Raw genomic sequence first — 21,840 nt, 5'->3', positions numbered from 1 at the left:
CGAAGCTGACGGAAGGCAGGCCGGTCGCATGGGAGCACGAGACGAGCGGCGTCCCGGGCCCGCACCGTCCGTCTGCGATCGTGTGGAGGTGGGGCTGCTTGCCGACCGGGCGCTTCGCGATCGCGCCGCTGGGCAGGTCGTCGCCGCGTTCGAACGTTCGTTCTACGCCGTCATCGACGGGATCTGGATCTGCGTCGGACAGGCCGGCATCGGATCGGGTCCATTGCATGTCCTCGGTGATTTCCGATGGCCGCGACTTGTGGTCGGCGATCCCGTGCGGGTCGCCGACTCCATGCTGTGGATCGCAGGCGTGCCGCTGGCGAATCTTGCTTCGCGGTCCGTCTGGGCGCCGCGCGCCGCACCCCATTGGTCGATCGGCAGCCTGCAACGCGGGCTTGATGCGGTCGATGCGGTGTGGGGCGGTAAACTGATTGCGGAAGGTCTCGCCGTGGTCGGCTCCGGACGTGTTCCAGGCGATGCGTCTCTCCTCGTTCGCGCTGCGATGCCCGGTCTTGCTGCGCTGGAGCAAATCCTGTCCGGCGCGCCCGATGCGGATCGCGAGTCGGGGCTTGGCAGCTTGATCGGTCTCGGGCCGGGGCTGACACCGTCCGGCGATGATCTGATCGGCGGCGCGCTGATCGCGCTGGCTGCGCTGGGGCGCACCGAATGTCGCGACGCATTGTGGGACCGATGCCGCGCGCTGCTTGACGGCACCAATGACATCAGCCGAATCCATTTGCGTGCGGCGGCGCTGGGGTACGGCGCAGCAGCGCTGCACGACGCCATTCATGCAACGATGAGCGGCGAGCGCGCCGGATTTCGTCGCGCGCTCACGGCGCTCTCGGCGATCGGGCATACATCCGGCCAGGATGCATTCGCGGGCAGTCTGATCGTGCTGCGCCACGAACTACGCGGACGCTGACGCCGTCACCGATTAGAATTTCGAGTTCTCCCAGACTGCTCCGAACGAAGTTCGGAGCATTTTTTTAGCGGAATTTCCTTCGCATCGAAGATTTCGCATTTCCCGAGAATCCGGTCTTGACTAAGTAAGTGTTTTCTTATTAGTTCGACGTAACGAAAACGAACTTTGTTAGGGCGGAGACGATGACGGATCAGGATAGGCCGCAGTATCAGCAATTGTTGGCGCGCAAGGTCGAGGTCGTGAATGTCGGGCTCGAGGGGTTCGTGAAGGACCTTCGCGACTGCGACATCAGCGTCGTTCACGTCGACTGGAAACCTTCGGCCGGCGGCGATCCGCAGATGGCGGCCCTGCTCGCGAAGCTCGGTGTGTGAGGGCGCACCGATGAAGCTGATCGAGGACGCAAACCAGCAGGCGCTCACCCGGATTCTCGAAGGGGAGCCTCGGCTGATCGACATCGTTCCCGCCCGTCAACTGATCCCGGGCCTGCGCGAACGGATGATCCTCCACGCCGGACCACCGATTTCCTGGGACCGGATGTGCGGCCCGATGCGCGGTGCGGTCGCCGGCGCCATCGTGTTCGAGGGCTGGGCAAAGGATCTGCTGGCGGCGACCAAGCTCGCCGCCAGCGGCGAGATCGAATTTCACCCGAACCACCATTTCGGGGCGGTCGGCCCGATGACCGGCATGACGACGATGTCGATGCCGTTGTTCGTGGTCGAGAACGCGCGCTTCGCGAACCGCGCCTATTGCGCGATCAACGAGGGGCTCGGCAAGGTGATGCGTTTCGGCGGCAACGACGCGAGCGTGCTGAAGCGGCTCGCCTGGCTGCGCGACGTGTTCGGGCCGACGCTGGGCAAGGCGATCCGTGCCGCCGGCGGCATCGACCTCAAATCGATCGTCGCGCGCGGCTTGTCGATGGGCGACGAATTGCATCAGCGCAATCTCGCCTGCTCGAGCGTCTTCCTGCGCGAGATCGCGCCCTGGATGGCGCGCACCTCGACGGACAACGCCGTGCTCGCCGAATGCCTCGCGTTCATCGGGCAGAACGATCAGTTCTTCCTCAACATCGCAATGGCGATGGGCAAGGCGATCACCGATCCCGCCAACGGCATTCGCGGTTCGACCATCGTCACCACCATGTGCCGCAACGGCACCGATTTCGGCATCCGCGTCTCTGGGCTCGGCGAGCAGTGGTTCACCGCGCCGGTCGAAATGCCGGAAGGCCTGTACTTCGCCGGCTATTCCGAGAAGGACGCCAATCCGGACATGGGCGATTCCGCGATCGTCGAGACGATCGGTCTCGGTGGATTTGCGATGGCGGCGGCGCCGGCCGTCGCCGGATTCGTCGGTGCCGGTGCGCCATCCGAGGCCGGCAACTTCACCCGCTCGATGGGCGAGATCACGGTCGCGCAGAATCCGGAATGGACCATCGCCGCGATGGACTTCGCGGGCGTGCCGACCGGCATCGATATCCGCCTGGTCGTCGATTCCGGCGTGGTGCCCGTCATCAACACCGGCATCGCGCATCGCGAGCCCGGCATCGGCCAGGTCGGTGCCGGCGTGGTCAAGGCGCCGCTAGCGTGCTTCCAGCAGGCGATCGTCGCGATCGCCAAGGATTTGGGTGTGTCATGAACGTCGTTGTCCTGAACGAGGTACGCAAGGGATTCTATCTCGACTCGGTCGCGCTGATGCGGCTGTCGCGTGAGGTGGCCGGCTCGCCCGGCGTGATCGAGGCTGCGTTGATGATGGGAACGCCGTCGAACGCTGCGATCATGCGCAATGCGGGGCTGCTGGAGGAGGGTATTGCGGTCAAGGGCAATGACCTCGTGATCGCGGTCAAGGCCGAGTCCGAGCCCGCCGCCCGCGAAGCGCTCGACACTGCGATCAGGTCGCTCGACAAGCCGAAGACCCAGGGCGAGGCGCAGGCCGCATGGCGGCCGCACTCGATCGCGGCCGCTGTCAAGGCGAGGCCGGAGATCAATCTTGCGCTGATTTCCGTTCCCGGCGAATTCGCCGCCGCCGAGGCGCGCAAGGCGCTCAATCGCGGCCTGCATGTCCTGATGTTCAGCGACAACGTATCCCTCGGGGACGAATTGTCGCTCAAGCAGCAGGCGCGGGCGGCCGGCCTCCTGATGATGGGACCTGATTGCGGAACGGCTGTGATCGGCGGCGCGCCGCTGGCGTTTGCCAACAAGATCAGGCGCGGCAGGATCGGCATCATCGGCGCGTCGGGGACCGGAACGCAGGAGGTCTCGTGCCTGATCTCGGAAGCCGGCGCGGGAATCTCCCACGCCATCGGGGTCGGCGGGCGCGATCTGAAGAAGGATATCGGCGGCATCACCACGCTGATGGCGATCGATGCATTCGATGCCGATCCGGAAACCGACCACGTGGTGCTGATCTCGAAGCCGCCGCATCCCGATGTCGCGAAGGCCGTCCTCGAGCGGATCGGCAGAAGCCGGAAGTCGTACACGGTGTGCTTCATCGGTGCGTCTGAGGTCCAGCTCCCGCCGAACGCCCGGTTCTCGCCGACGCTGAAGGGCGCCGCGGAGCTGGCACTGGGACGCCGGCAGATCGGGGCGGGCTTCGATGCGAACGCTGTTGCGTCACGGCTTCCGCGGAACGGTCGAGGCGGCATCGAAGGTTTGTTCGCCGGCGGTACGTTGTGTGCCGAAGCCCAGGTGATCCTCGCGGCCGCAGGCCGGAAGGTGGCGTCGAACGCCGCCATCCCCGGCGTGCTGAAGCTCGGCGTCGAACCGAACGATGGACGGGACCGGCTGATCGACCTTGGCGACGACGAATATACCCGTGGCCGGCCGCATCCGATGATCGACCCGTCGGTGCGCGACGATGCGTTGCGCGCCGCGCTCAAGAACCACGATCTTTCGGTGATCCTGCTCGATCTCGTGCTCGGCTATGGCGCGCACGCCGATCCCGCCGAGCATCTGACCAAGATCGTTGCCGATCGTGGGCAGGATGCACCTGTCCTGGTCGCGTCCGTCGTCGGCACGGAACAGGATCCGCAAGGGCGCTCCGCGCAGGTCAGGAAACTCGAGCAGGCAGGATTCGTCGTTGCGCCGTCGAACGCGCAGGCGTGCGAGCTTGCTGTCGCCATCGTGCAGAATGCGGGGAGATAGGGAAATGCGTACACTCAATGACGTACCGCGTCGCCTGGTGGTCGCGATCGGCGGCAATGCGGTTCACCCCGAGGATATCAGGGGTACGTCGCAGGAGCAGAAGTCGGTCGCGCAGATCACCGCGGAAGCGCTGCTGCCGTTGGCGCAGCTCGATAACGAGCTGGTCATCACCCACGGCAACGGCCCGGTGGTCGGCAAGATCATGATGCGCCAGATGCTGACGATGAGCCGGATTCCGCCGATGGACATGGACATCTGCGTCGCGCACAGCCAAGGCGGCATCGGCTATCTCCTGATGCAGGCGATCGAGAATGCGCTGCGCGAGCAGGGCAACCAGCGACACGTGGCAAGCCTGCTGACCCAGGTCGAGGTGGACAAGGACGATCCCGCGTTCAGGAATCCGACCAAGTTCGTCGGGCCGTTCTTTTCCGAGGACGAGGCGAAGAAGATCAGCGACGAGCTCAACTGGGCGATGCGTGAGGATTCGGGGCGCGGCTGGCGTCATGTCGTACCGTCGCCGAAGCCCAAGCATGTCTGCGACATCTCGCTGGTCGACGCATTGGTCAAGCGGGGAACAATTGTCATTGCCGGCGGCGGCGGCGGCGTTCCCGTGGTCCGCGACGCCAAGGGCGTGCGCACCGGCGTGCCGGCCGTGATCGACAAGGACCTGACATCGGCCCACATCGCGAATGTGTTGGGCATCGAGGAGCTGCTGATCCTGACAGCGGTCCCGCGCGTCGCGGTGAATTTCGGCAAGCCGAACAAGAGGGACCTGGATCAGGTTAGCCTCGAAGAGCTCAAGGCTTACCATCGTGAGGGACACTTTCCTCCTGGAAGCATGGGACCCAAGGTCGATGCCGCCATCCGGTTTCTCGAAGGCGGAGGCAAACGGGCGATCATCAGTCACCTCGATTGCGCGATGGCGGCGCTGCGGGGCGAGACCGGGACGCATGTCGTTCAATAACCAACGGGACTGGCGCTTCGGCGGGACATCCGCCCGCGCCAAAGCAATTGAGACGCCGGATCGGCGCCTCAACTGATTAGGCAATCGAGCTGGCCGCCGGCTGAGGCTCTAGCACAAGACCAACAAGCAGCCTGCGGGATTCAAGGGAACGACAGGGCCATGGCCATCCAATCCAGCATTAAGGCGAACCTGTACAAGGATTCCGTGTCGTTGATGCGGATCTCGCAGGTCACGGTGGCGCGGACCGGCGTGCAGCGGGTCACGCTCTTGATGGGAACGCGCAGCAACAAGGAATTCCTGCAGCAGGCCGGGCTGATGAGTCCGGCGCTCGAGGACGCCAAGCCCGGCGATATCATGATCGTCGTGGTGGACGATGCGCCCGAAAAGCGCGCGGCCGCGGAGCAGGAGATTCACTCCCTGATCGTCGGCGAAGAGCCGAAGGGCGGCCCGGCCGAAGCGGCCGCGGAAGCACCGCCGCGCTCGATCTCCCGCGGCGTCGTGATCGCCGATCGCGCCGACCTCGCATTGATCTCGGTGCCGGGTCCCTATGCGGCGGCGGAAGCGCTGAAGGCGCTGAGGCAGGGTCTGAACGTGCTGCTGTTCAGCGACAACGTGCCGATCGAACAGGAGCAGGCCATCAAGCGCGTCGCGGCACAGAAGGGCCTGCTGGTGATGGGGCCGGATTGCGGCACGGCCATCATCAATGGCGTGCCGCTTGGATTTGCCAATGTCGTTCGGCGCGGCGCGATCGGGCTCGTCGGCGCATCGGGCACCGGTCTGCAGGAAGTGATGTGCCAGATCCATCGTCAGGATCAGGGCATATCGCAGGCCATCGGCACCGGCAGCCACGATGTTTCCAGCGAGGTCGGCGGCATCACCATGTTGCAGGGCCTTGAGTTGCTGGCCACCGATGCGCAGACCAAGGTCGTCGCCATCGTCTCCAAGCCTCCTGCGCCCGATGTGCAGAAGCGGGTGATCGAGCGCGCCGGCGCGATCGGCAAGCCGGTCGTGATCTGCTTCCTCGGCGGCGATCCGGCGGCATCGGCCGGCAATGTTCATCGCGCGTCGTCGCTCGAGGAGACGGCGCGGCAGGCCGTCGCGCTTGCGGGAGCGCGCCAACCCGGGGGTGACGAACAGTCGATCGAAGCATTGGCAACGCGGGTTTGTGCGTCGCTGGCGCCTTCGCAGCGCAATCTGCGCGGGCTCTATTCCGGCGGAACGTTCTGCTCGGAGGCCCAGACCATTTGGCGCGCCGCGGGCCTTCGGGTCCGGTCGAACGCGCCGCTTGCGGAGGCGGACCGTCTGGCCGATGTGGAAGCGAGCCAAGGACACACCGCGATCGATCTCGGCAGTGACGAATTCACGGTGGGACGGCCGCATCCGATGATCGACTATGGCGTGCGGATCGAACGGCTGTTGAAGGAAGCAGGTGATCCGACCGTTGCCTGCGTCGTGCTGGATGTCGTGCTCGGCTACGGCAGCCACCCCAATCCGGCAAAGGTCCTGGCTCCGGCGATCCGCCGCGCGAAGACCGCAGCGCGCGGGCAAGGGCGGGAGCTTCCCGTGATCTGTTTCGTCTGCGGCACGGACGCCGATCCGCAGCCCCTCGAGACGCAGAAAGCCATGTTGGCGGACGCCGGCGCGGAGATTTTCGGCAGCAGCACGGGCGCCGCCCATGCCGCGCAAGCCATCGCGAGCCGCATGGCAGCGGACGACAACGTCTCAGCGCGCCGCGTGATGCAAGGTGGAGAATGATGATGAACGCAGCCCCTTCCGCGCTCCAGCATAAGACTTCCGTCATCAGCCTCGGCGCCTCCGACCTCGATCGCGGCGTCGAAAGCAGCGGTGCACCACTGGTGCGTCTGCAGTGGCAGCCGATCGGCGATGGAAGTCCCGAGGTGGCCTGGAGCCTTGCGCAACTCGTTGGCGATACCGCAGATGCGGATTGCTTGGGATCGCGGATCGATCGCGCCAATGCCGAAGTGCTCGAGCGGATCCTGACCGCGCAGCCGGTTTGGGTCGATATCGCGGCACATGCATCGGAGGTCTGGCCGGACATGGGCCGGACGCTGCTCCATGCTGGTCCGCCGATCGCCTGGAACGACATGTGCGGCCCGATGAAGGGCGCGGTGGTCGGCGCAATCCTCTATGAGAACTGGGCGACCAGCCCGCGAGAGGCCGAGCGACTCGCGGCGTCGGGCGGCATCAGCTTCGCGCCGTGCCATGAATTTGGCGCGGTCGGGCCGATGACCGGGATCATCTCGCCCTCGATGCCACTCTTCGTGGTGCAGAACAAGACCACAGGCAATCGCGCCTATGCGCCGATGATGGAATCCGGCGGCGCCAAGACGCTGCGTTTCGGCGCATTCGCCCCCGAGGTGATCGAGGGCCTCAAGCTGATCGAGACGGTGCTGGCGCCATGTCTGAAGGCTGCGGTCACCGGCATCGACGGAGGCTTGCCGCTGAAGCCGCTGATGTCGCAGTCGCTGCACATGGGCGACGATGTCCACAATCGCAACACGGCTGCAACCCTGCTGCTGTATCGCGCCGTCACGGAAGCGCTGCTCAAGTCCTCGATCTCGCGCGACCTCGTTCACGAGACGCTGCGGACGATCGGGGCGGACGACATGTTCTTCCTGAGCCTGTCGATGGCGGCGTGCAAGGCGACCATGGACGCCGCGCACGGCGTTCCGTTCAGCAGCACCGTCACCGCGATGGCGCGCAACGGCGTCAATGTTGGGATCAGGGTCAGCGGCCTGGACGGGCAGTGGTTCGTCGGTCCGGCCGATATTCCCGTCGGCTTGTTCCTGCCGGGCTTCAGCGTGGCCGATGCCAATCCCGATATCGGCGACAGCGCGATCACCGAGACCGCGGGGCTCGGTGCGTTCGCGATGGCGGCAGCTCCCGCGATGGTCCAGTTCGTCGGCGGTACGCCGCAGGATGCCCTGCGCTATTCGCGCGAGATGGCGCACGTCACCATCGGCCGCAATCCCGGCTTCACCTTGCCGATGCTCGACTTCATCGGAGCGCCGGTCGGCATCGATGTCCGCAAGGTCGTGGACGAGAGCATGCGGCCGGTCATCAACACCGCTACGGCGCACAAGGAGCCGGGCATGGGGATCATCGGCGCCGGAGTCGTGCAGGCCCCCATGAAGTGTTTCGTTGATGCCGTCAGCGCGTTGGCGGCAATCCGCGCGGGGTGAGATTGCTTCGATACTGAAACTGACGGCGCTGACGCGCCGCCGATACAAGAATGCCGCAACAAAGAGTGCGGCAACACCGGGAAACGAACAGGAGGAAACACATGAGCGCTACCCGTCGTGCATTTCTGCAAACCGGCATGCTCTCGGCAGCCTTTATCGGTTCATCAGTCCGGCTCGGCTTCGCCGACGATGCGGCAAAGCCGCTTCGCATCGGTATTCTGATTCCGGGGTCGCGGGCCGACCATGGCTGGATGGAGTCGGCCTACAACGGCATGAAGGCGGCTGAGCAGCGCTACGGCAGCAAGGTCGTGATTACGTCGATCGAGAACGTCAAGTTCGCCGACATGGAGCAGGCGCTGGTGACGCTCGCCTCGAAGAACGACATGGTGATCGGCGCTGCGGGGCAGACCCAGGCATCGGTCCTCAAGGTCGCCAAGCGCTTCCCGAAGGTGAAGTTCTCCATCGTCGGCCCGACCGGACAGCCGACCGACAACGTCGCGCAATACGACGTGCTGCAGGCCCAGATCGGATTCATTGCCGGCGCCGTCGCGGCGCTGATGTCGAAGAACGGCGCGGTGAGCTATGTCGGCGGGCTTGAAATTCCGGCCATCGTCAACACCGGAACGGAGTTCGCGAACGGCGCCAAGCACGTCAAGCCGGATACCAAATGTTTCGTGACCTACACCGGTGACTTCGACGACGTCGCCAAGGCCAAGGAGGCGACGCTTGCCGCGATCGCGCAGGGCGCCGACGTGCACTACAACATCCTCAATCTCGGCGTGCGCGGCATGGAGCAGGCGGCGCGCGAGAAGGGCACCAAGATGATCGGGAGCTACACCAATTACTGCTCCGACAACAACCCGCTCTACATCGCCTATACAGTCAGCGGCATCGGGTTCATGGTCGAATACGCCATCGACCAGGCCGTCGCCGGAACATGGCACCCGGAGTACAAGCAGTTCGGCCTCGCCATGGGACCGCGCTCGGCCGACATCGAGATTTGCGCGGGGGCGACGCCCGAGATCCAGGCCAGGATCAAGGAACTGAAGGACGACCTGCTGTCGAGCAAGATCAAGGTCAAGGTGGGTTGACCGTGGCTGTTCTCGAACTGTCTGGCTTGACCAAGCGCTTCGGGGCTTTCACCGCGCTCGACGACATTTCGCTGCAGATCGAGCGCGGCGAGGTGCACTGCCTGCTTGGCGAGAACGGCGCCGGCAAATCGACATTGTGCAATCTGGTGTTCGGGGTGCACCGGCCGGATGCCGGCACGATGACGCTGGGCGGAGAGCCGTTCCATCCCCGCGGCCCGGCGGAAGCGCTGCAGCGCGGCGTCGTGATGGTGCACCAGCATTTCAGCCTGGTGCCCAACATGAGCGTGGCCGAGAACCTGATGCTCGGCCGCGCCAGCGCGGTGCTGAAGCCGCAGGAGATCATCGTGCGGATGGAGCAGCTCGCCGCGGAGTACGGGCTCGAGATTGATCCCGAGGCGCGGATCGATGAGCTTTCGGTCGGCGAGCGGCAGCGGGTCGAGATCATCAAGTGCCTGCTCGGCGATCCGCAACTGCTCGTGCTCGACGAGCCGACTGCCGTTCTGCAGCCGGATGAAATCGACGCGCTGCTGGCGATCTGCCGCCAGGTCGCGCTGCGCGGCAAGTCCGTGATCCTGGTGACGCACAAGCTCGGCGAGATCAGTCGCGTGGCCGATCGCACGACGGTGCTGCGGCAGGGCCGGATCATCGAAACGGTCGCGATGGAGGGCGCCGACATCCGCTCGCTGGTGCGCTCGATGGTCGGCCGCGATGTCCAGTCGGCAGGGTCGGTGCTCGCCGCAGCGGTCGATATCGAGGGCAACACGCCGGAAAAACCCAATGCGGATTCGGTTGGCCCGGCATCGCCGGGCGAGGCGGTGCTGCAGATCTCGGACCTCGTCTATCGCGACCCGCATGGCGTGCCGCGGCTCGACGGTTTGAGCCTTAGGGTTGGCACCGGCGAGATCGTCGGGATCGCGGGCGTCGAGGGCAATGGCCAGACCGAGCTCGGACTGATCCTGGCCGGGCTCGCCGTGCCGAGCGAAGGTGCAATCGTGGTCGGCGGCACACGGGTCACCGGCTGCACGCCGCAGGAGATCACGGATGCGGGTGTCGGGATCGTGCCCGAGGATCGCCATGCGGTGGCCTGCATCAAGGAATTGTCGGTCGCCGAAAACCTTTATCTCGGCGCGATCGGAAAATTCAGCCGCTTCGGCCTGCTCGACAAGTCGGCGCGGCGCAAGGCGGCGGAGGCGATGATGCGCGACTTCGACGTGCGGGCGAGCAGCCCGGATGTTTCGATGGCGTCTCTCTCGGGCGGTAACCAGCAGAAAGCGGTGCTTGCACGCGAGCTGTCGCTCGATCCGCTGGTGTTCCTGCTCGCGGCGCAGCCGACGCGAGGCCTCGACGTCGGGGCGATCGAGGCCGTCTACAACCGCATCCGTGCCGCCCGCGATGACGGCCTTGGGGTGCTTCTGATCTCCAGCGAGCTCGAGGAGCTGATGGCGGTGTCGGATCGGATTGCGGTGATCTACCGCGGAAAGTTGGTTGGCGAGCTCGCGGCCGGGTCGTTCAGCCGTGAGGCGATCGGGGCGATGATGTCGGGGCACGCGCATGTCTAGGTTGGCCATGGTCATGAAAAATCCGAAGCTGGCGCGGGTCGCGCAGGGCACAAGACTCGAGCTCGTGCCGCTGCAGGTGCTGGTTCCGGTGGTCTCGACCGTGATCGCGCTCGGGATCGGCCTGCTCATCATCGCAGCCACCGGTGCGTCGGTCGTCGAGGCGATCGAAGCGTTCTGGGACGGTATGGCGGGAAGCGATTTCAACATCGGAGCCTCGATCAATCGCGCCATCAGCCTCGCGCTGGTCGGTCTCGGCTTCATCTTTGCCAGCCGTGCCAACCTGACCAATGTGGGCGGCGAGGGGCAGATCGCGATGGGCGGCATGTTCGCAACCGCAGCCGCCCTGCATGGCGCCGGCGGCCTGCCGCTGGGACTGGCGTTCATCGTGCCGCTCGCGGTCGGAACCCTCGCCGGAGCCGTTTGGGGCGGCCTTGCTGGTGTTCTCAAGGCGGCACGCGGCACCAACGAGGTGATCAGCACATTGCTGCTGAGCTTCATCGCACTGCCGCTGGTGTACTGGTCCGTCGAGTCCTTCCACCTGCTGCGCAAGCCGATCAGCGATGTGTCGTCGCTGCCGGAATCGGCGGAGATCCCTGACTCGACCAAGCTTCCGCTGCTGTTCCCGGACAATGGATCGCCGCTGCATATCGGACTGCTGATTGCGGCGGTGGCGGTAGTGGTCGTGTGGCTGGTGCTCAGGCACAGCTCGCTCGGCTTGCGACTGCGCGCGGTCGGCTTGAACGCGATGGCTTCCCGCCGCGCGGGGATGCGGACCAGTTTCTATGTGATCCTGGCCATGACGGTGTCCGGCGGCCTCGGCGGTCTCGGCGGCGCGATCATGATCCTCGGCCAGCAATTCTATCTGACGAGCGATTTCTCGTCGGGTTACGGATTCGACGGCCTGGTGGTCGGCCTGTTGTCGCGTGGCTCGGCCGTCGGCGTCGTGATCGGCGCGCTGCTGTTCGGATTCCTGCGATCGGGATCCATCAACATGGAGATCTCGGCGCACGTCCCGTCCGCCGTCGTGCTGATCTGCCAGGGCCTGATCGTCATCGTCATTGCGGGCTCTGCGATCCTCACCAACCGGAAGGTGACCCGATGATTGACGAACAGATGGCCGTGTTCATCGGCTCCGGACTTCGCCTCGCGGTCCCAATCATTTTCGCCGCAACCGGCGAGATGCTGAGCGAGCGCGCCGGCGTGCTCAATCTCAGCCTCGACGGCATGATGCTGATGTCGGCCTTCACGGCGGCGCTGGCATCGTGGGCGACCGGTTCGCCGCTGCTCGGCGTCGCGGCCGGCGTATTGGTCGCGACCGCGGTGGCCGCGGTGCAGGCCGTGCTGAGCGTGACGTTGCGCGCCAATCAACTGGTGGTCGGAATCGGGTTCAACATCCTGGCGCTGGGCACGACGACGTTTCTCTACCGCGAGATCTTCGGGCCGCTGTCGCGCGATCCGATCCCCGGCTTCGCGCAGCTCAATCTGCCGTGGCTCGCACATATCCCGGTGATCGGGCCGGCATTGGCGAACCAGACCGGCCTTGCCTATGTCAGCATCCTGATGGTCGTCGTGACCTGGTTGATCCTGAAGTACACGTCGTTCGGGCTGGCGGTGCGGGCGGTCGGCGAGGATCCGCGCGCCGCCGACAAGGCCGGCATCGGCGTGGCGAGGACGCGCTATCTCGGCGTGCTCTATGCCGGCATCCTGGCGGGCCTCGGCGGCGCCTTCATGTCGGTCGCGGACAGCAATACGTTCACCGAGAACATGACCAAGGGCGCAGGCTATCTCGCGATCACGGCGGTGATCTTCGGCGGCTGGAATCCCTGGTACACGCTGGCGGCGTGCCTGCTGTTCGGCTTTGCGACCGCGCTGCAATTTCTGGTACCGGCGCTGCAGCTCGACGTGCCGGTCGCGCTGCTGTTGTTGCTGCCGTATCTGCTGGCGCTGGTCGCCATCGCGGGCTTTGTCGGCAAGAGCAGGCAGCCCTCGGCCTTGACCATTCCGTTCGAACGCGGCGGCTGATCGCAACCGATTTCAAGAAAGCAAAAGCAGGTGAGGAAAATCCGATGACGAGTTCCAATTTAGCGAAGGCAGCGGCGTCCGCTGCGTCCAGCGCCGCCAATCCTCTTGGGTCTGCTCCCGGCTACAAATGGCTGGTCGACGACAACAACGTCAACATGGCGATGGCGCTGCCGCCGCCCAGGGTGGTGACGATCGACGCGCAGCCTCAGACGGTGACTATCGACCTGAACCGCACCGTCCTCATCGTCGTCGACATGCAGAACGACTTCTGCGCGAAGGGCGGATGGGTCGACCATCTCGGCCTCGATCACACCCCGGATCGGGCGCCGATCGAGCCGCTGCAAAAGCTGCTCCCGGTGTTGAGGAATGCCGGCGTGCACGTCATCTGGCTGAACTGGGGCAATCGGCCCGATCTCAAGAACATGGCGCCCAACCAGCTCCATCTGTACAAGCCGAAGGGCACAGGCATCGGTCTGGGCGAGCCGTTGCCGGGCAGCGGCGCGCGCGTGTTGCAGAAGGACAGCTGGGCCGCGGCCGTCGTTGATGAGCTGAAACAGGAGCCCGAGGACATTCACGTCGACAAGTACCGGATCAGCGGCTTCTGGGACACGCCGCTGGACAGCATCCTGCGCAATCTCGGCACCAAGACCATCCTGTTTGCCGGCGTCAACACCGATCAATGCGTGCTGCATTCGCTGACCGACGCAAACTTCCTGGGCTATGGCTGCGTCCTGGTCGAGGACTGCTGCGCGACGACCTCACCTGGCTTCTGTGTCGAAGCAACCCTGTTCAACGTCAAGAAATGCTTCGGCTTCGTGACGCATTCGTCTGACGTCATCGATGCGGTTCAGGAGCACGTCCAGCAGCACCGGTGACATCCGGGCAAGCCGTGGCTTCCTGTCCGCCTGATCCAAGGCGCGGCTCCGTCCCTGCCAGCAGCCGCTGAATGTTGGCGCGATGGCGCGCGATCACGTAGAGGCCACCCGCGATGACCAACAGCCGATAAGGCAACGGCTGCTCCATGGCGCAGACGAGGGCAATCGCAGCGAGCGCCGCCGACATCGAACTCAGCGACACAATCCGGGACATTGCCAGCACAACGCCAAAGACGAGGGCTGCGCCCAGGCCGACCGGCCAGGACATTGCCAGCAACACGCCGAGCCCCGTTGCTGCGGATTTGCCGCCGGTAAAATTCAACCAGATCGAGCGGCCGTGCCCCAACAACGCGGCAAGTCCCGCCAGGCAGACCGCCCAAGGCAGCAAGGTTTGCAGGTCAACGGCCGTCGGTGGCGTGACCGATGGCAATGTGTAGAGCCAGGGATAAAACCAGCGGGCAAATGCGATCGCCGCCGCGCCTTTCAGCACATCCACCAGGAGGACCGCCAACGCGGGCCACGTCCCGAGGGTTCGCAGGACGTTGGTTGCGCCGGTGGATCTGGAGCCGTGCTGGCGGATGTCGATGCCCTTGAGCAGTTTCCCCGCCAGATAGCCCGCGGGCGTCGAGCCGAACAGATACGCAGCCAGAAGGCCTACTGCACTCGCTATCCAAAAAACCATAGACCTCTCCTCGATGCGCAGTGTCGGGCAAGCGTCATGCTGAGTCTACCTCTGTACGGCGGCCGAAACCCGGGATACGAGGGATGGCTTCCCTTTCCCACTCCAATTCGCTTTGGAATGGGCTGGCCGCGCGACAGATGCCGACGTGCCGATCGATCGGCCATGCTGCCGCGAGGAAGACAGGACACGAAATGACGACGCAGCTCATCGAGATTCGACGCCTCTTGCCGGCGGACGCGTCGCTCTATCGCGACATCCGACTGGAAGCGCTGCGCTTGAGCCCCGAGGCGTTCGGCAGTGCGTATGAGACGGAGAGCATCCATCCCGTCGGCTGGTTCGCGGAGCGGCTGGACCGCGGGGCGGTGATCCTCGGGGCGTTTCGAGGCGGCGAACTCGCCGGCATTGTCGGCTTCATTGCGGCGGAAGGGCCGAAGCGGCAGCACAAGGGTATGCTGGTCGGGATGTATGTGCGGCGGCAGGCGCGGCGCGCCGGCGTCGGCCGGCTGCTGGTCGATGCCTTGCTCAGGCTCGCCGCGAAATCGGTCGAATTGGTGCAACTCGTCGTAGTGAAGGGCAACGAGCCGGCGCTTCGGCTCTATCAGAGCATGGGGTTTGTCGAGTACGGGCTGGAGAAGCATGCCCTGAAGATCGACGGCCGCTACTATGACGACATCCTGATGGCAAAGGATTTGGTCGGGCGGAGCTGACGGCTTCAAGCCGTGCGACACATTTCCGACTGGCGATCGCGATAGGAATGGGCAGCCGCTCATCACATCGCCAGGACGTCGCCATGCCGAAGATCGATCTGACAAAGGTGCCGGAACGCAAGGGGACCGGCTATCCGGCCGAGTTCGCCGCGCCATGCGCCGAGCGGGTGCGGCAGCGCCTTGGTGACGCCGCCGGGCTCGGCGATTTCGGCGTCAATCTGATGCGCTTGCCGCCGGGCAATTGGTCGAGCCAGCGCCACTGGCATTCCGACGAAGACGAATTCGTCTACGTGCTCGCAGGCGAGGTGGTGCTGATCGAGGACGGCGGCGAGACGGTGCTGCGCGCCGGCGATTGCGCGGCATTCCCGAAGAATTCCGGCAACGGGCATCACATGGTCAACAGGTCGCAGATGACCGCCACCTATCTCGAGGTCGGCTCGCGCTCGCGCGCCGACGTCATCACCTGCTCCGACATCGACATGATGAGCCCGAGCTCCGATGGCCGCTTCCTGCATAAGGACGGCCGGCCTTACGAGTAGGATTCCGAACCGCCGCGTCGGCGCGAAATCGGGCGTTGCGGATTGACCGGCGAAGGATCAATCTTGCCGAGAGGGAGCTTGGTCGCGGCCATGGCGGAATGGTATTTCATCTGGATTGATGGGCCGCGCGGACCCGAGCCGCAGAAGTGGTCGTCGGACGCGCTGTGGGGACAACTGGCCCGCCAGGACATTATTGTCCGCTTTCCCCTGAGCGATCGCGAAGCCGGTTTGTCGCTCGATCAGCTTGCGCGGCTACATCCAGTGCCGTAGTGAACTGCGCCGCTGAAGAGCACGGCGGTCTCACACCACCAGCCGTCCTTCGCGATCCGCGGCCGTGATCTGCGCTTCCGCGCCGATTCGAAGCAAATATGTCTCGCGACCTGCATCGATCCGGAATAGCCGCGCCGCCGTGGCAACACCCGAGACGGATGTGACGGCGTCGATCGTTGCCGTGCCGATCACCTCACGCAGTGCGGCATGTGCTGCATCGCGCTCGGCAGGCGGAAGTGGGTCGAGAGCACTCTTGCGCAAAAAGTTAGCATGACCGTTATGCGTGCCGAAGTCGCATTGATGCATGGTTCCCGGCATTCAATCGCTGGATGCGCACGACGAAGCATGAAACAATGCCGCAAAAATCATGTCGGGAGAAAACTTGATGTCGTTCGTGCGGGAGTTGCATCGCGCCGTTGCGTGCAGAAGCATTAAGCGCAACGCATGGATCGCGTTACCATTATTCTGCCTGATCGGCACGTTCGGAGTGATGCGTAGCGCCGTCGCGAACGAATCCCTGGCGATCCTGGATGCTCGCGTACCGGCGGTCGACACAGCGGGCGGGGACCTTCCCTTGACGATGACGATCAAGAACGAGGCCGAGAGCGCCGATGCGCTGCTACGTGTCCGCTGCCCCGTCGCGAATTTTTCCGAGCGGCACACCGTCGATCGCGGCGAGGGCGCGCCCGCCATGCGCTCGATATCCAATATACCAGTTCCAGCCAAGGGAACGCTCGAACTGAAGCGCGACGGCTATCATGTGATGCTGCTGCAGTTGCGCCAGGCGCTCGCTCCCGGCGAGACGTTCAAATGCGCGGTCGTTTTTCAGAAAGCTGGAACCATCGAGACGGAGGTAACGGTCCAGAAGTGACCAGAAGCAAGTGACCAGGAATGCGGCGGGCGGCACAGCCGATCGCCGGGACTCAAGGCTTCTCGCGCGACTTGTCCGTATGTGACGGGCGGTTCGATCAATGAAGAATGCTAGATCCGGAGGAAATGAATCTATGACAAGGATGAATTGGGTAAAGTCTCACATGCTCGCGGCGGCAGTAGCATCCGCTGCGACCTTTGCGGGCTCGTTTGCGCTCGCCGAGGATGTCAGCCAGGACCGTCTGCTCAATGCTGACAAGGAAGCAGGCAACTGGCTGCATCATCACAAGAACTACTCGGCGACGCGCTTCTCGTCGCTGGCCGACATCAACAAGGACACCATCAAGAATCTGAAGGTCGCCTGGACCATGCATCTCGGCGGCGTCGAGGGCGGTGGCATCTGGGCGCATGGCGGCCTGGAGGGAACTCCGATCGTCGAGAACGGATTCATATACGTCACCGACGGCTGGGGCTCGGTCTACAAGATCGATGCGCATGGCGGCAAAGGCGTGCTGGTCTGGAAGATGGATCCCAAGACCGACCATGACTGGGCCGGCGCGGTCGCCTGCTGCGGCGTCGACAATCGCGGTGTCGCGTTGTGGAACAACCTCGTCATCTCGCATACGCTCGACGGTCGCCTGGTCGCGACCAACAAGGAGACCGGGCAGGTCGCCTGGCAGCGTCAGGTCGCCGATCCCGACAAGGGCGAGGTGATCACCGGCGCACCGCTGATCGTCAAGGATAGGGCGATATCAGGCGTCGCCGGTGCGGAATACGGCATTCGCGGCTGGATCGCTGCGACCGACCTGAACAGCCAGAAGGAAGTCTGGCGCACCCACACCATCCCGGGCAAGGATGAGCCGGGTGCGGAGACCTGGAAGGATGACAAGAACGCCAAGGCGAGCGGCGGTGGTTCGACCTGGGTCACCGGAAGCTACGACCCCTCGACCAACACCATCGTCTGGGGCGTCGGCAATCCCGGACCGGACTGGGACAATGAATACCGGCCCGGTGACAACCTCTACACCGACTCCTCGCTCGGTCTCGATGCCGACACCGGCAAGATCAAGTGGCACCACCAGCACACGCCGAACGATCCCTACGACTATGACAGCGTGGCGGAAAACGTGCTGGTCGACGTCCCCGGTCCGAACAACACGACGCTGAAGCTCGCGCTCGAGGCCGACCGCAACGGCTTTGCCTATGCGGTCGATCGCAACAGCGGCAAGTTCGTCTGGGGTCTGCCCTTCGTCAAGAAGGTGACCTGGACCAAGGGGCTCGATCCGGAGTCCGGCAAGCCGGTGGAGTATGATCCGAAGCAGGGCGTGCAGAAGTACAACGCGTCGGTCACGCCGAGCCGCAGCAACAAGGAAACGGATATCTGCCCCGGCAACATGGGCGGCAAGAACTGGCCGCCGACTGCGTACAATCCGAACCTGAAGCTCTGGTACATCCCCGTGATCGAGAGCTGCAACCATATCAAGGTCGAGGAGTCGCAGCAGGACAAGCTGAAAGCGCGTGAGTTCTGGACGGGCGGCGGACCGAGCCAGAACGTCAAGATCACCGGCAGCGTGACCGCGATCGACGTCACCACCGGCAAGGTGGCAGGGAAGGCGGAGACGCAATTCCCGAATCTCGGCGGCATCCTGGCAACGCCTGACCTGGTGTTCTCAGGACAGCCCTCGGGCGAGATGATCGCCTATGACGCGAAGTCGTTGCAGAAGCTGTGGGAGTTCAACACCGGCGGCGGTCTCAACGCGCCGCCGATGACGTTCTCGGTCGACGGCAAGCAGTATGTCGCGGTCCTGGTGGGCCTCGGCGGTGCCTGGGACAAGTGGTTCATCGATGCCACGCCCGAGCTGAAGCGGATGCAGCCGGGCTCGATGCTCTACGTGTTCGCGCTCTGACATCGCACGTGCGGGAGGCCTCAGTGAGGGGCCTCCCGCGTCGATCTCGCCAACAGAAACGGAACAAATGAAACAAACATGGCTGATTGGCGCGTGGCTCGGCTGCGCGCTGGTGACGGGATTTGCAGGCATGGCGCATGCACAGTCGGCAAGCGATCCGACCGATGCAGGCAAGGCGGTGTTCAAGCGCGGCAATTGCATGGGCTGCCACAAATGGCACGGCAATGGCGGCGGCGGCTATGGCGGCGACGCGCTGTCGCTGCGCAAGACCGAGCTGACGAAGGAACAGATCATCGAGACCGTAACGTGCGGGCGGCCGGGCACCGGCATGCCGTTCTTCGTGCGCGGCTCCTATGACACCACGAAATGCTACGAGATGACCCGGCAGGATGTCGCCGACCGCATGCCGCCGGAGGCGAACGTGTTCCTGCGGCCGAACGAGATCGAGGCCGTGGCGGATTATGTGCTCGCCCATGTCAAGGGCAAGGGTGAGCCGAACTATGACGAGTGTCTCGCCTTCTTCGGCGAGGGCTCGCGCGTCTGCAACATTTACAAGGAGGCCGGCCACGCCGCCGCGCCGTCCGATCAGAACGAGAAGGCCAAGCCATGAGCAAGCAGAGAACGACGATCCGCGCACTGGTCTTCGCCGCGTCAGTCGGAGCGGCCGTGCCGGCGATGGCGACCGCGGGAGACCTGCGCGACATCAATGTCGGCATGGCGATATCAAGCGTGCCCGACGCAGGCTACATCAACCTGACCTGTGCCGGCGAGAAGACCGCCCACAGATTGGCGGAATGGGCGCAGTGGTCGAACTGCCCGGAAGGGCCGGACCAGTTGCGCGGCATTCGCTTTGAGTATGATCGCGAGACCGCGCGCGAAGGCACCATGGTCGGCGGCCATCCGGCGATCCTGACCGTGATGATCGACAAGGACGCCAGGATTGCCGCGCTGACCATCGAGACCGATCCGAAGGCGCGGCTCTATCTGCGCAAGAAGGCGTTCCTGCTCGGCCTGCAGGCGAAGTCGCGCTACGGCGAGGATGGCTGGACCTGCTCGGAGGCAAAGCCGGGCGCCGACAAGCAGGAGGTCGGCGGCGTCTTTGTCGACGAGAAGTGCACAAAGACGACCGATGGCCGGACCGTCGAGATCGAGCGGCATCTCTATCGTGAGCCGAACAAGGAGCTCAAGGACATGACCGACGAGAGCAGGATCACGATCCGGCGCGCCGGGTCTTGAGCGGCTAGAGCATGATCCGGAAAAATCTGAAGCGGTTTTCCGAAAAGTTCATGCTCAAACAAGGAGCCAAAGCGCGATGATTATTCAACCCAATCGCATCGCGCTTTAATGCCGCGCCAGCAGCACCACGACGATCAGCGCCAGGATCGCGCACAGCACTCTCCAGAACGTCAGGGGATCGCGGTCGTGCAGCGACTTGCGGGTGGCGACGGCAGGGCCAGCCCATGTCGCGCCGTTCTCCAGTTCGTGCGCGAACTCGATGGCGTCGCCGAAGCGCTGCGCGGGCTCGACGCTGAGCGCCTTGCCGATCACCGCATCGAGCCAGGCCGGCAGGTCCGGCCGATAGCGTGAGAGCGGCGCCGGCTTGCCGAAGCGCGGCCGCGAGAACGGCTCGATCTCGCCGAACGGATAGTTCGCGGTGAACATCCGGTAGACCGTGACGCCGAGCGCGAACAGGTCGGAGGCCTCGTCGCCGGCCTTGCCGCCGAACAGTTCTGGCGCCATGTAGCTCGCGGTGCCCGGAACGTCTTCGGCGGGAAAGTCCTCCAGCAGGGGGACGCGCGCGACGCCGAGGTCGACGAGGCGCAATCCGCCGTCTTTCAGCAGGATCACATTGTCGGGCTTGATGTCGCGATGGATGATGCCGGCGCGGTGCAGCGCGGTGACCGCGCGCACCAGCTTGGTCGCGATCGCGATGCCCTCGGTGAGCGACAGCCGCGGCGCGCGCTTGAGCCGTTGCTCCAGCGTTTCGCCCTCGTAAAGCGGCATTGCCGAATAGAGCCGGGTCTGCCGCTCGGCCGGCACCTCGATGATCTCGCCGATCCACAGGCTGCGCACGCGCGCGGCGACCCAGGCCTCGCGCACGAAGGCGAGGCGATAGGACCCTTCGCTCGCGACCCGCGGATGCGGGAATTTCAGCACCACGTCGCGGCCGGCGCGCTTGTCGGTCGCCTTGAACAGACGGCTGTAGCGCCCGTCGGACAGCACGTCAGAGAGCGCAAAATCGTCGACGGTGTCGCCGCTGTCGGGCAGATCGAGAATCGGCAGCGTCGCAATCGCGTGCGTAAGATCGTCGCGATCCGCCGGCGGCAGGTCGACGATGTCGAGCACCAGCGCGGTCGTATTGTCGCTGCTGCCGGCCGCGAGCCCGGCCTCGACGATTCTGCGTGCCGACTCGTCGGGCGGCGTGCGTTCTTCCAACAATTGCCGGAGGCGGGGATCGCCCAGCGCGCCGTGAACGCCGTCGCTGCAGATCAGGAGACGGTCATGCTGCCGCAGCCCCACCGAGGTGTAGTCGAAGCGGGCGAACTCCTCGAAGCCGATGGCGCGGCTCAGCATATGCGCAAGGTCGCCGCGGCCGGCGATATGGTCCTGCGTCAGGCGCTCCAGCCGTCCCTCGCTGAGGCGGTAGGCGCGGGTGTCACCGATATGGATCACATGGCATTGCCGCCGCGACAGGATGATGGAGGAGAACGCGCAAGCCATGCCGCTGCGCGCGGCGTCGACGCGGCCCTGGCCGTAGATCCAGCTGTTGGCGGATTCGAGCGCCCGCGCGGCGCGGCGGCGGACGCCGAGCGTCTCGGGCAGCGAATAATAGGCGTCGATGAAGCTGCGGACCGCGACCTCCGCTGCCTCACGTCCGCCCTTGTGGCCGCCGACGCCGTCGGCGACCGCCGCGACGATATCGCGGTGAAGCGTGCTCGGCTGGCCCAGGCAGGCCGCGACATAGTCCTCATTGGCGGCGCGCTTGCCGGTCTCGCTGGCGAAGCCGACGCGAACGCCCAAGTCCGGTTGTGCGCCATTCGCCACGTCTATCTCGGCCGGCCGTTAGCGAGTTGAGGTAGTCTGGCCGCGGA

At 64.8% G+C, this 21,840-nt stretch carries 22 protein-coding genes; 19 read left to right on the top strand and 3 right to left on the bottom strand.

The window, feature by feature from the left end:
- The first annotated feature begins 28 nt into the window (after positions 1–28).
- From JQ507_19940 to JQ507_19885, 12 genes are all read left to right on the top strand, one after another.
- Positions 29–922 (top strand): DUF2877 domain-containing protein, encoded by an 894-nt coding sequence (locus JQ507_19940; protein QRI73428.1) that lies wholly within the window; start codon positions 29–31, stop codon positions 920–922.
- 182 nt (positions 923–1,104) lie between these two features.
- A complete protein-coding gene (locus JQ507_19935; GenBank protein QRI67261.1) occupies positions 1,105–1,293 on the top strand; it encodes a hypothetical protein in 189 nt (62 codons plus the stop codon).
- Between the two features lie 10 nt (positions 1,294–1,303).
- On the top strand, positions 1,304–2,554 hold the full coding sequence (locus tag JQ507_19930) for a DUF1116 domain-containing protein (protein ID QRI67260.1): 1,251 nt from the start codon (positions 1,304–1,306) through the stop codon (positions 2,552–2,554).
- The gene (fdrA, locus tag JQ507_19925; GenBank protein ID QRI67259.1) at positions 2,551–4,059 is read left to right on the top strand and encodes an acyl-CoA synthetase FdrA; all 1,509 of its coding nucleotides are present in this window, start codon (positions 2,551–2,553) and stop codon (positions 4,057–4,059) included. Before JQ507_19930 ends, fdrA (JQ507_19925) begins: the two co-directional genes overlap by 4 nt.
- Positions 4,060–4,063: 4 nt before the next feature.
- On the top strand, positions 4,064–5,023 hold the full coding sequence (gene arcC, locus JQ507_19920) for a carbamate kinase (GenBank protein ID QRI67258.1): 960 nt from the start codon (positions 4,064–4,066) through the stop codon (positions 5,021–5,023).
- A gap of 159 nt (positions 5,024–5,182) precedes the next feature.
- Complete coding sequence (gene fdrA, locus JQ507_19915; protein ID QRI67257.1) at positions 5,183–6,778, top strand: acyl-CoA synthetase FdrA; 1,596 nt, start codon at positions 5,183–5,185, stop codon at positions 6,776–6,778.
- A gap of 2 nt (positions 6,779–6,780) precedes the next feature.
- Positions 6,781–8,226 carry a DUF1116 domain-containing protein gene (locus JQ507_19910; GenBank protein ID QRI67256.1) on the top strand — a complete coding sequence of 482 codons (1,446 nt, stop codon included), beginning with the start codon at positions 6,781–6,783 and terminating at the stop codon, positions 8,224–8,226.
- Between the two features lie 137 nt (positions 8,227–8,363).
- The gene (locus JQ507_19905) at positions 8,364–9,317 is read left to right on the top strand and encodes a BMP family protein (protein QRI73427.1); all 954 of its coding nucleotides are present in this window, start codon (positions 8,364–8,366) and stop codon (positions 9,315–9,317) included.
- Complete coding sequence (locus tag JQ507_19900; protein ID QRI67255.1) at positions 9,314–10,876, top strand: ABC transporter ATP-binding protein; 1,563 nt, start codon at positions 9,314–9,316, stop codon at positions 10,874–10,876. The genes JQ507_19905 and JQ507_19900 overlap by 4 nt, the downstream gene beginning before the upstream one ends.
- A 13-nt stretch (positions 10,877–10,889) precedes the next feature.
- Complete coding sequence (locus JQ507_19895; protein ID QRI67254.1) at positions 10,890–11,978, top strand: ABC transporter permease; 1,089 nt, start codon at positions 10,890–10,892, stop codon at positions 11,976–11,978.
- Positions 11,975–12,898, top strand: a complete 924-nt coding sequence (locus tag JQ507_19890) for an ABC transporter permease (GenBank protein QRI67253.1) — start codon at positions 11,975–11,977, stop codon at positions 12,896–12,898. Before JQ507_19895 ends, JQ507_19890 begins: the two co-directional genes overlap by 4 nt.
- 44 nt (positions 12,899–12,942) lie before the next feature.
- Complete coding sequence (locus JQ507_19885; protein QRI67252.1) at positions 12,943–13,773, top strand: isochorismatase family protein; 831 nt, start codon at positions 12,943–12,945, stop codon at positions 13,771–13,773.
- On the opposite strand, the gene JQ507_19880 is transcribed toward JQ507_19885, so the two are convergent.
- Positions 13,733–14,455, bottom strand: coding sequence for a glycerol-3-phosphate acyltransferase (locus tag JQ507_19880; protein QRI67251.1), 723 nt, complete (start codon positions 14,453–14,455; stop codon positions 13,733–13,735). The genes JQ507_19885 and JQ507_19880 overlap by 41 nt on opposite strands.
- A gap of 191 nt (positions 14,456–14,646) precedes the next feature.
- Between JQ507_19880 and JQ507_19875 the strand changes: the two genes are divergently transcribed.
- The 3 genes from JQ507_19875 (at position 14,647) to JQ507_19865 (ending at position 15,971) form a co-directional block, all read left to right on the top strand.
- The gene (locus JQ507_19875) at positions 14,647–15,162 is read left to right on the top strand and encodes a GNAT family N-acetyltransferase (protein QRI67250.1); all 516 of its coding nucleotides are present in this window, start codon (positions 14,647–14,649) and stop codon (positions 15,160–15,162) included.
- 83 nt (positions 15,163–15,245) lie between these two features.
- On the top strand, positions 15,246–15,701 hold the full coding sequence (locus tag JQ507_19870; GenBank protein ID QRI67249.1) for a cupin domain-containing protein: 456 nt from the start codon (positions 15,246–15,248) through the stop codon (positions 15,699–15,701).
- A gap of 78 nt (positions 15,702–15,779) precedes the next feature.
- Positions 15,780–15,971 carry a hypothetical protein gene (locus JQ507_19865; GenBank protein QRI67248.1) on the top strand — a complete coding sequence of 64 codons (192 nt, stop codon included), beginning with the start codon at positions 15,780–15,782 and terminating at the stop codon, positions 15,969–15,971.
- Between the two features lie 30 nt (positions 15,972–16,001).
- On the opposite strand, the gene JQ507_19860 is transcribed toward JQ507_19865, so the two are convergent.
- Positions 16,002–16,289, bottom strand: coding sequence for a hypothetical protein (locus tag JQ507_19860; protein ID QRI67247.1), 288 nt, complete (start codon positions 16,287–16,289; stop codon positions 16,002–16,004).
- A gap of 172 nt (positions 16,290–16,461) precedes the next feature.
- Between JQ507_19860 and JQ507_19855 the strand changes: the two genes are divergently transcribed.
- The 4 genes from JQ507_19855 (at position 16,462) to JQ507_19840 (ending at position 19,984) form a co-directional block, all read left to right on the top strand.
- A complete protein-coding gene (locus JQ507_19855) occupies positions 16,462–16,842 on the top strand; it encodes a copper chaperone PCu(A)C (protein QRI73426.1) in 381 nt (126 codons plus the stop codon).
- Between the two features lie 163 nt (positions 16,843–17,005).
- Positions 17,006–18,748, top strand: a complete 1,743-nt coding sequence (locus JQ507_19850) for a PQQ-dependent dehydrogenase, methanol/ethanol family (GenBank protein QRI73425.1) — start codon at positions 17,006–17,008, stop codon at positions 18,746–18,748.
- A 130-nt stretch (positions 18,749–18,878) separates the two neighbouring features.
- Positions 18,879–19,358, top strand: coding sequence for a c-type cytochrome (locus tag JQ507_19845; protein QRI73424.1), 480 nt, complete (start codon positions 18,879–18,881; stop codon positions 19,356–19,358).
- Between the two features lie 26 nt (positions 19,359–19,384).
- Positions 19,385–19,984, top strand: coding sequence for a hypothetical protein (locus JQ507_19840; GenBank protein QRI73423.1), 600 nt, complete (start codon positions 19,385–19,387; stop codon positions 19,982–19,984).
- Positions 19,985–20,089: 105 nt separating this feature from the next.
- Here the strand turns inward: JQ507_19840 and JQ507_19835 are convergent, their stop codons facing one another.
- Positions 20,090–21,793 carry a bifunctional protein-serine/threonine kinase/phosphatase gene (locus JQ507_19835; protein ID QRI67246.1) on the bottom strand — a complete coding sequence of 568 codons (1,704 nt, stop codon included), beginning with the start codon at positions 21,791–21,793 and terminating at the stop codon, positions 20,090–20,092.
- Between the last annotated feature and the right edge of the window lie 47 nt (positions 21,794–21,840).

Source organism: Bradyrhizobium sp. PSBB068 (assembly GCA_016839165.1).
In the GTDB taxonomy this organism is placed as follows: Bacteria; Pseudomonadota; Alphaproteobacteria; order Rhizobiales; family Xanthobacteraceae; genus Bradyrhizobium.
Note: the sequence above shows the minus strand (reverse complement) of the source record. Positions and strands in the feature narration are given on the sequence as shown.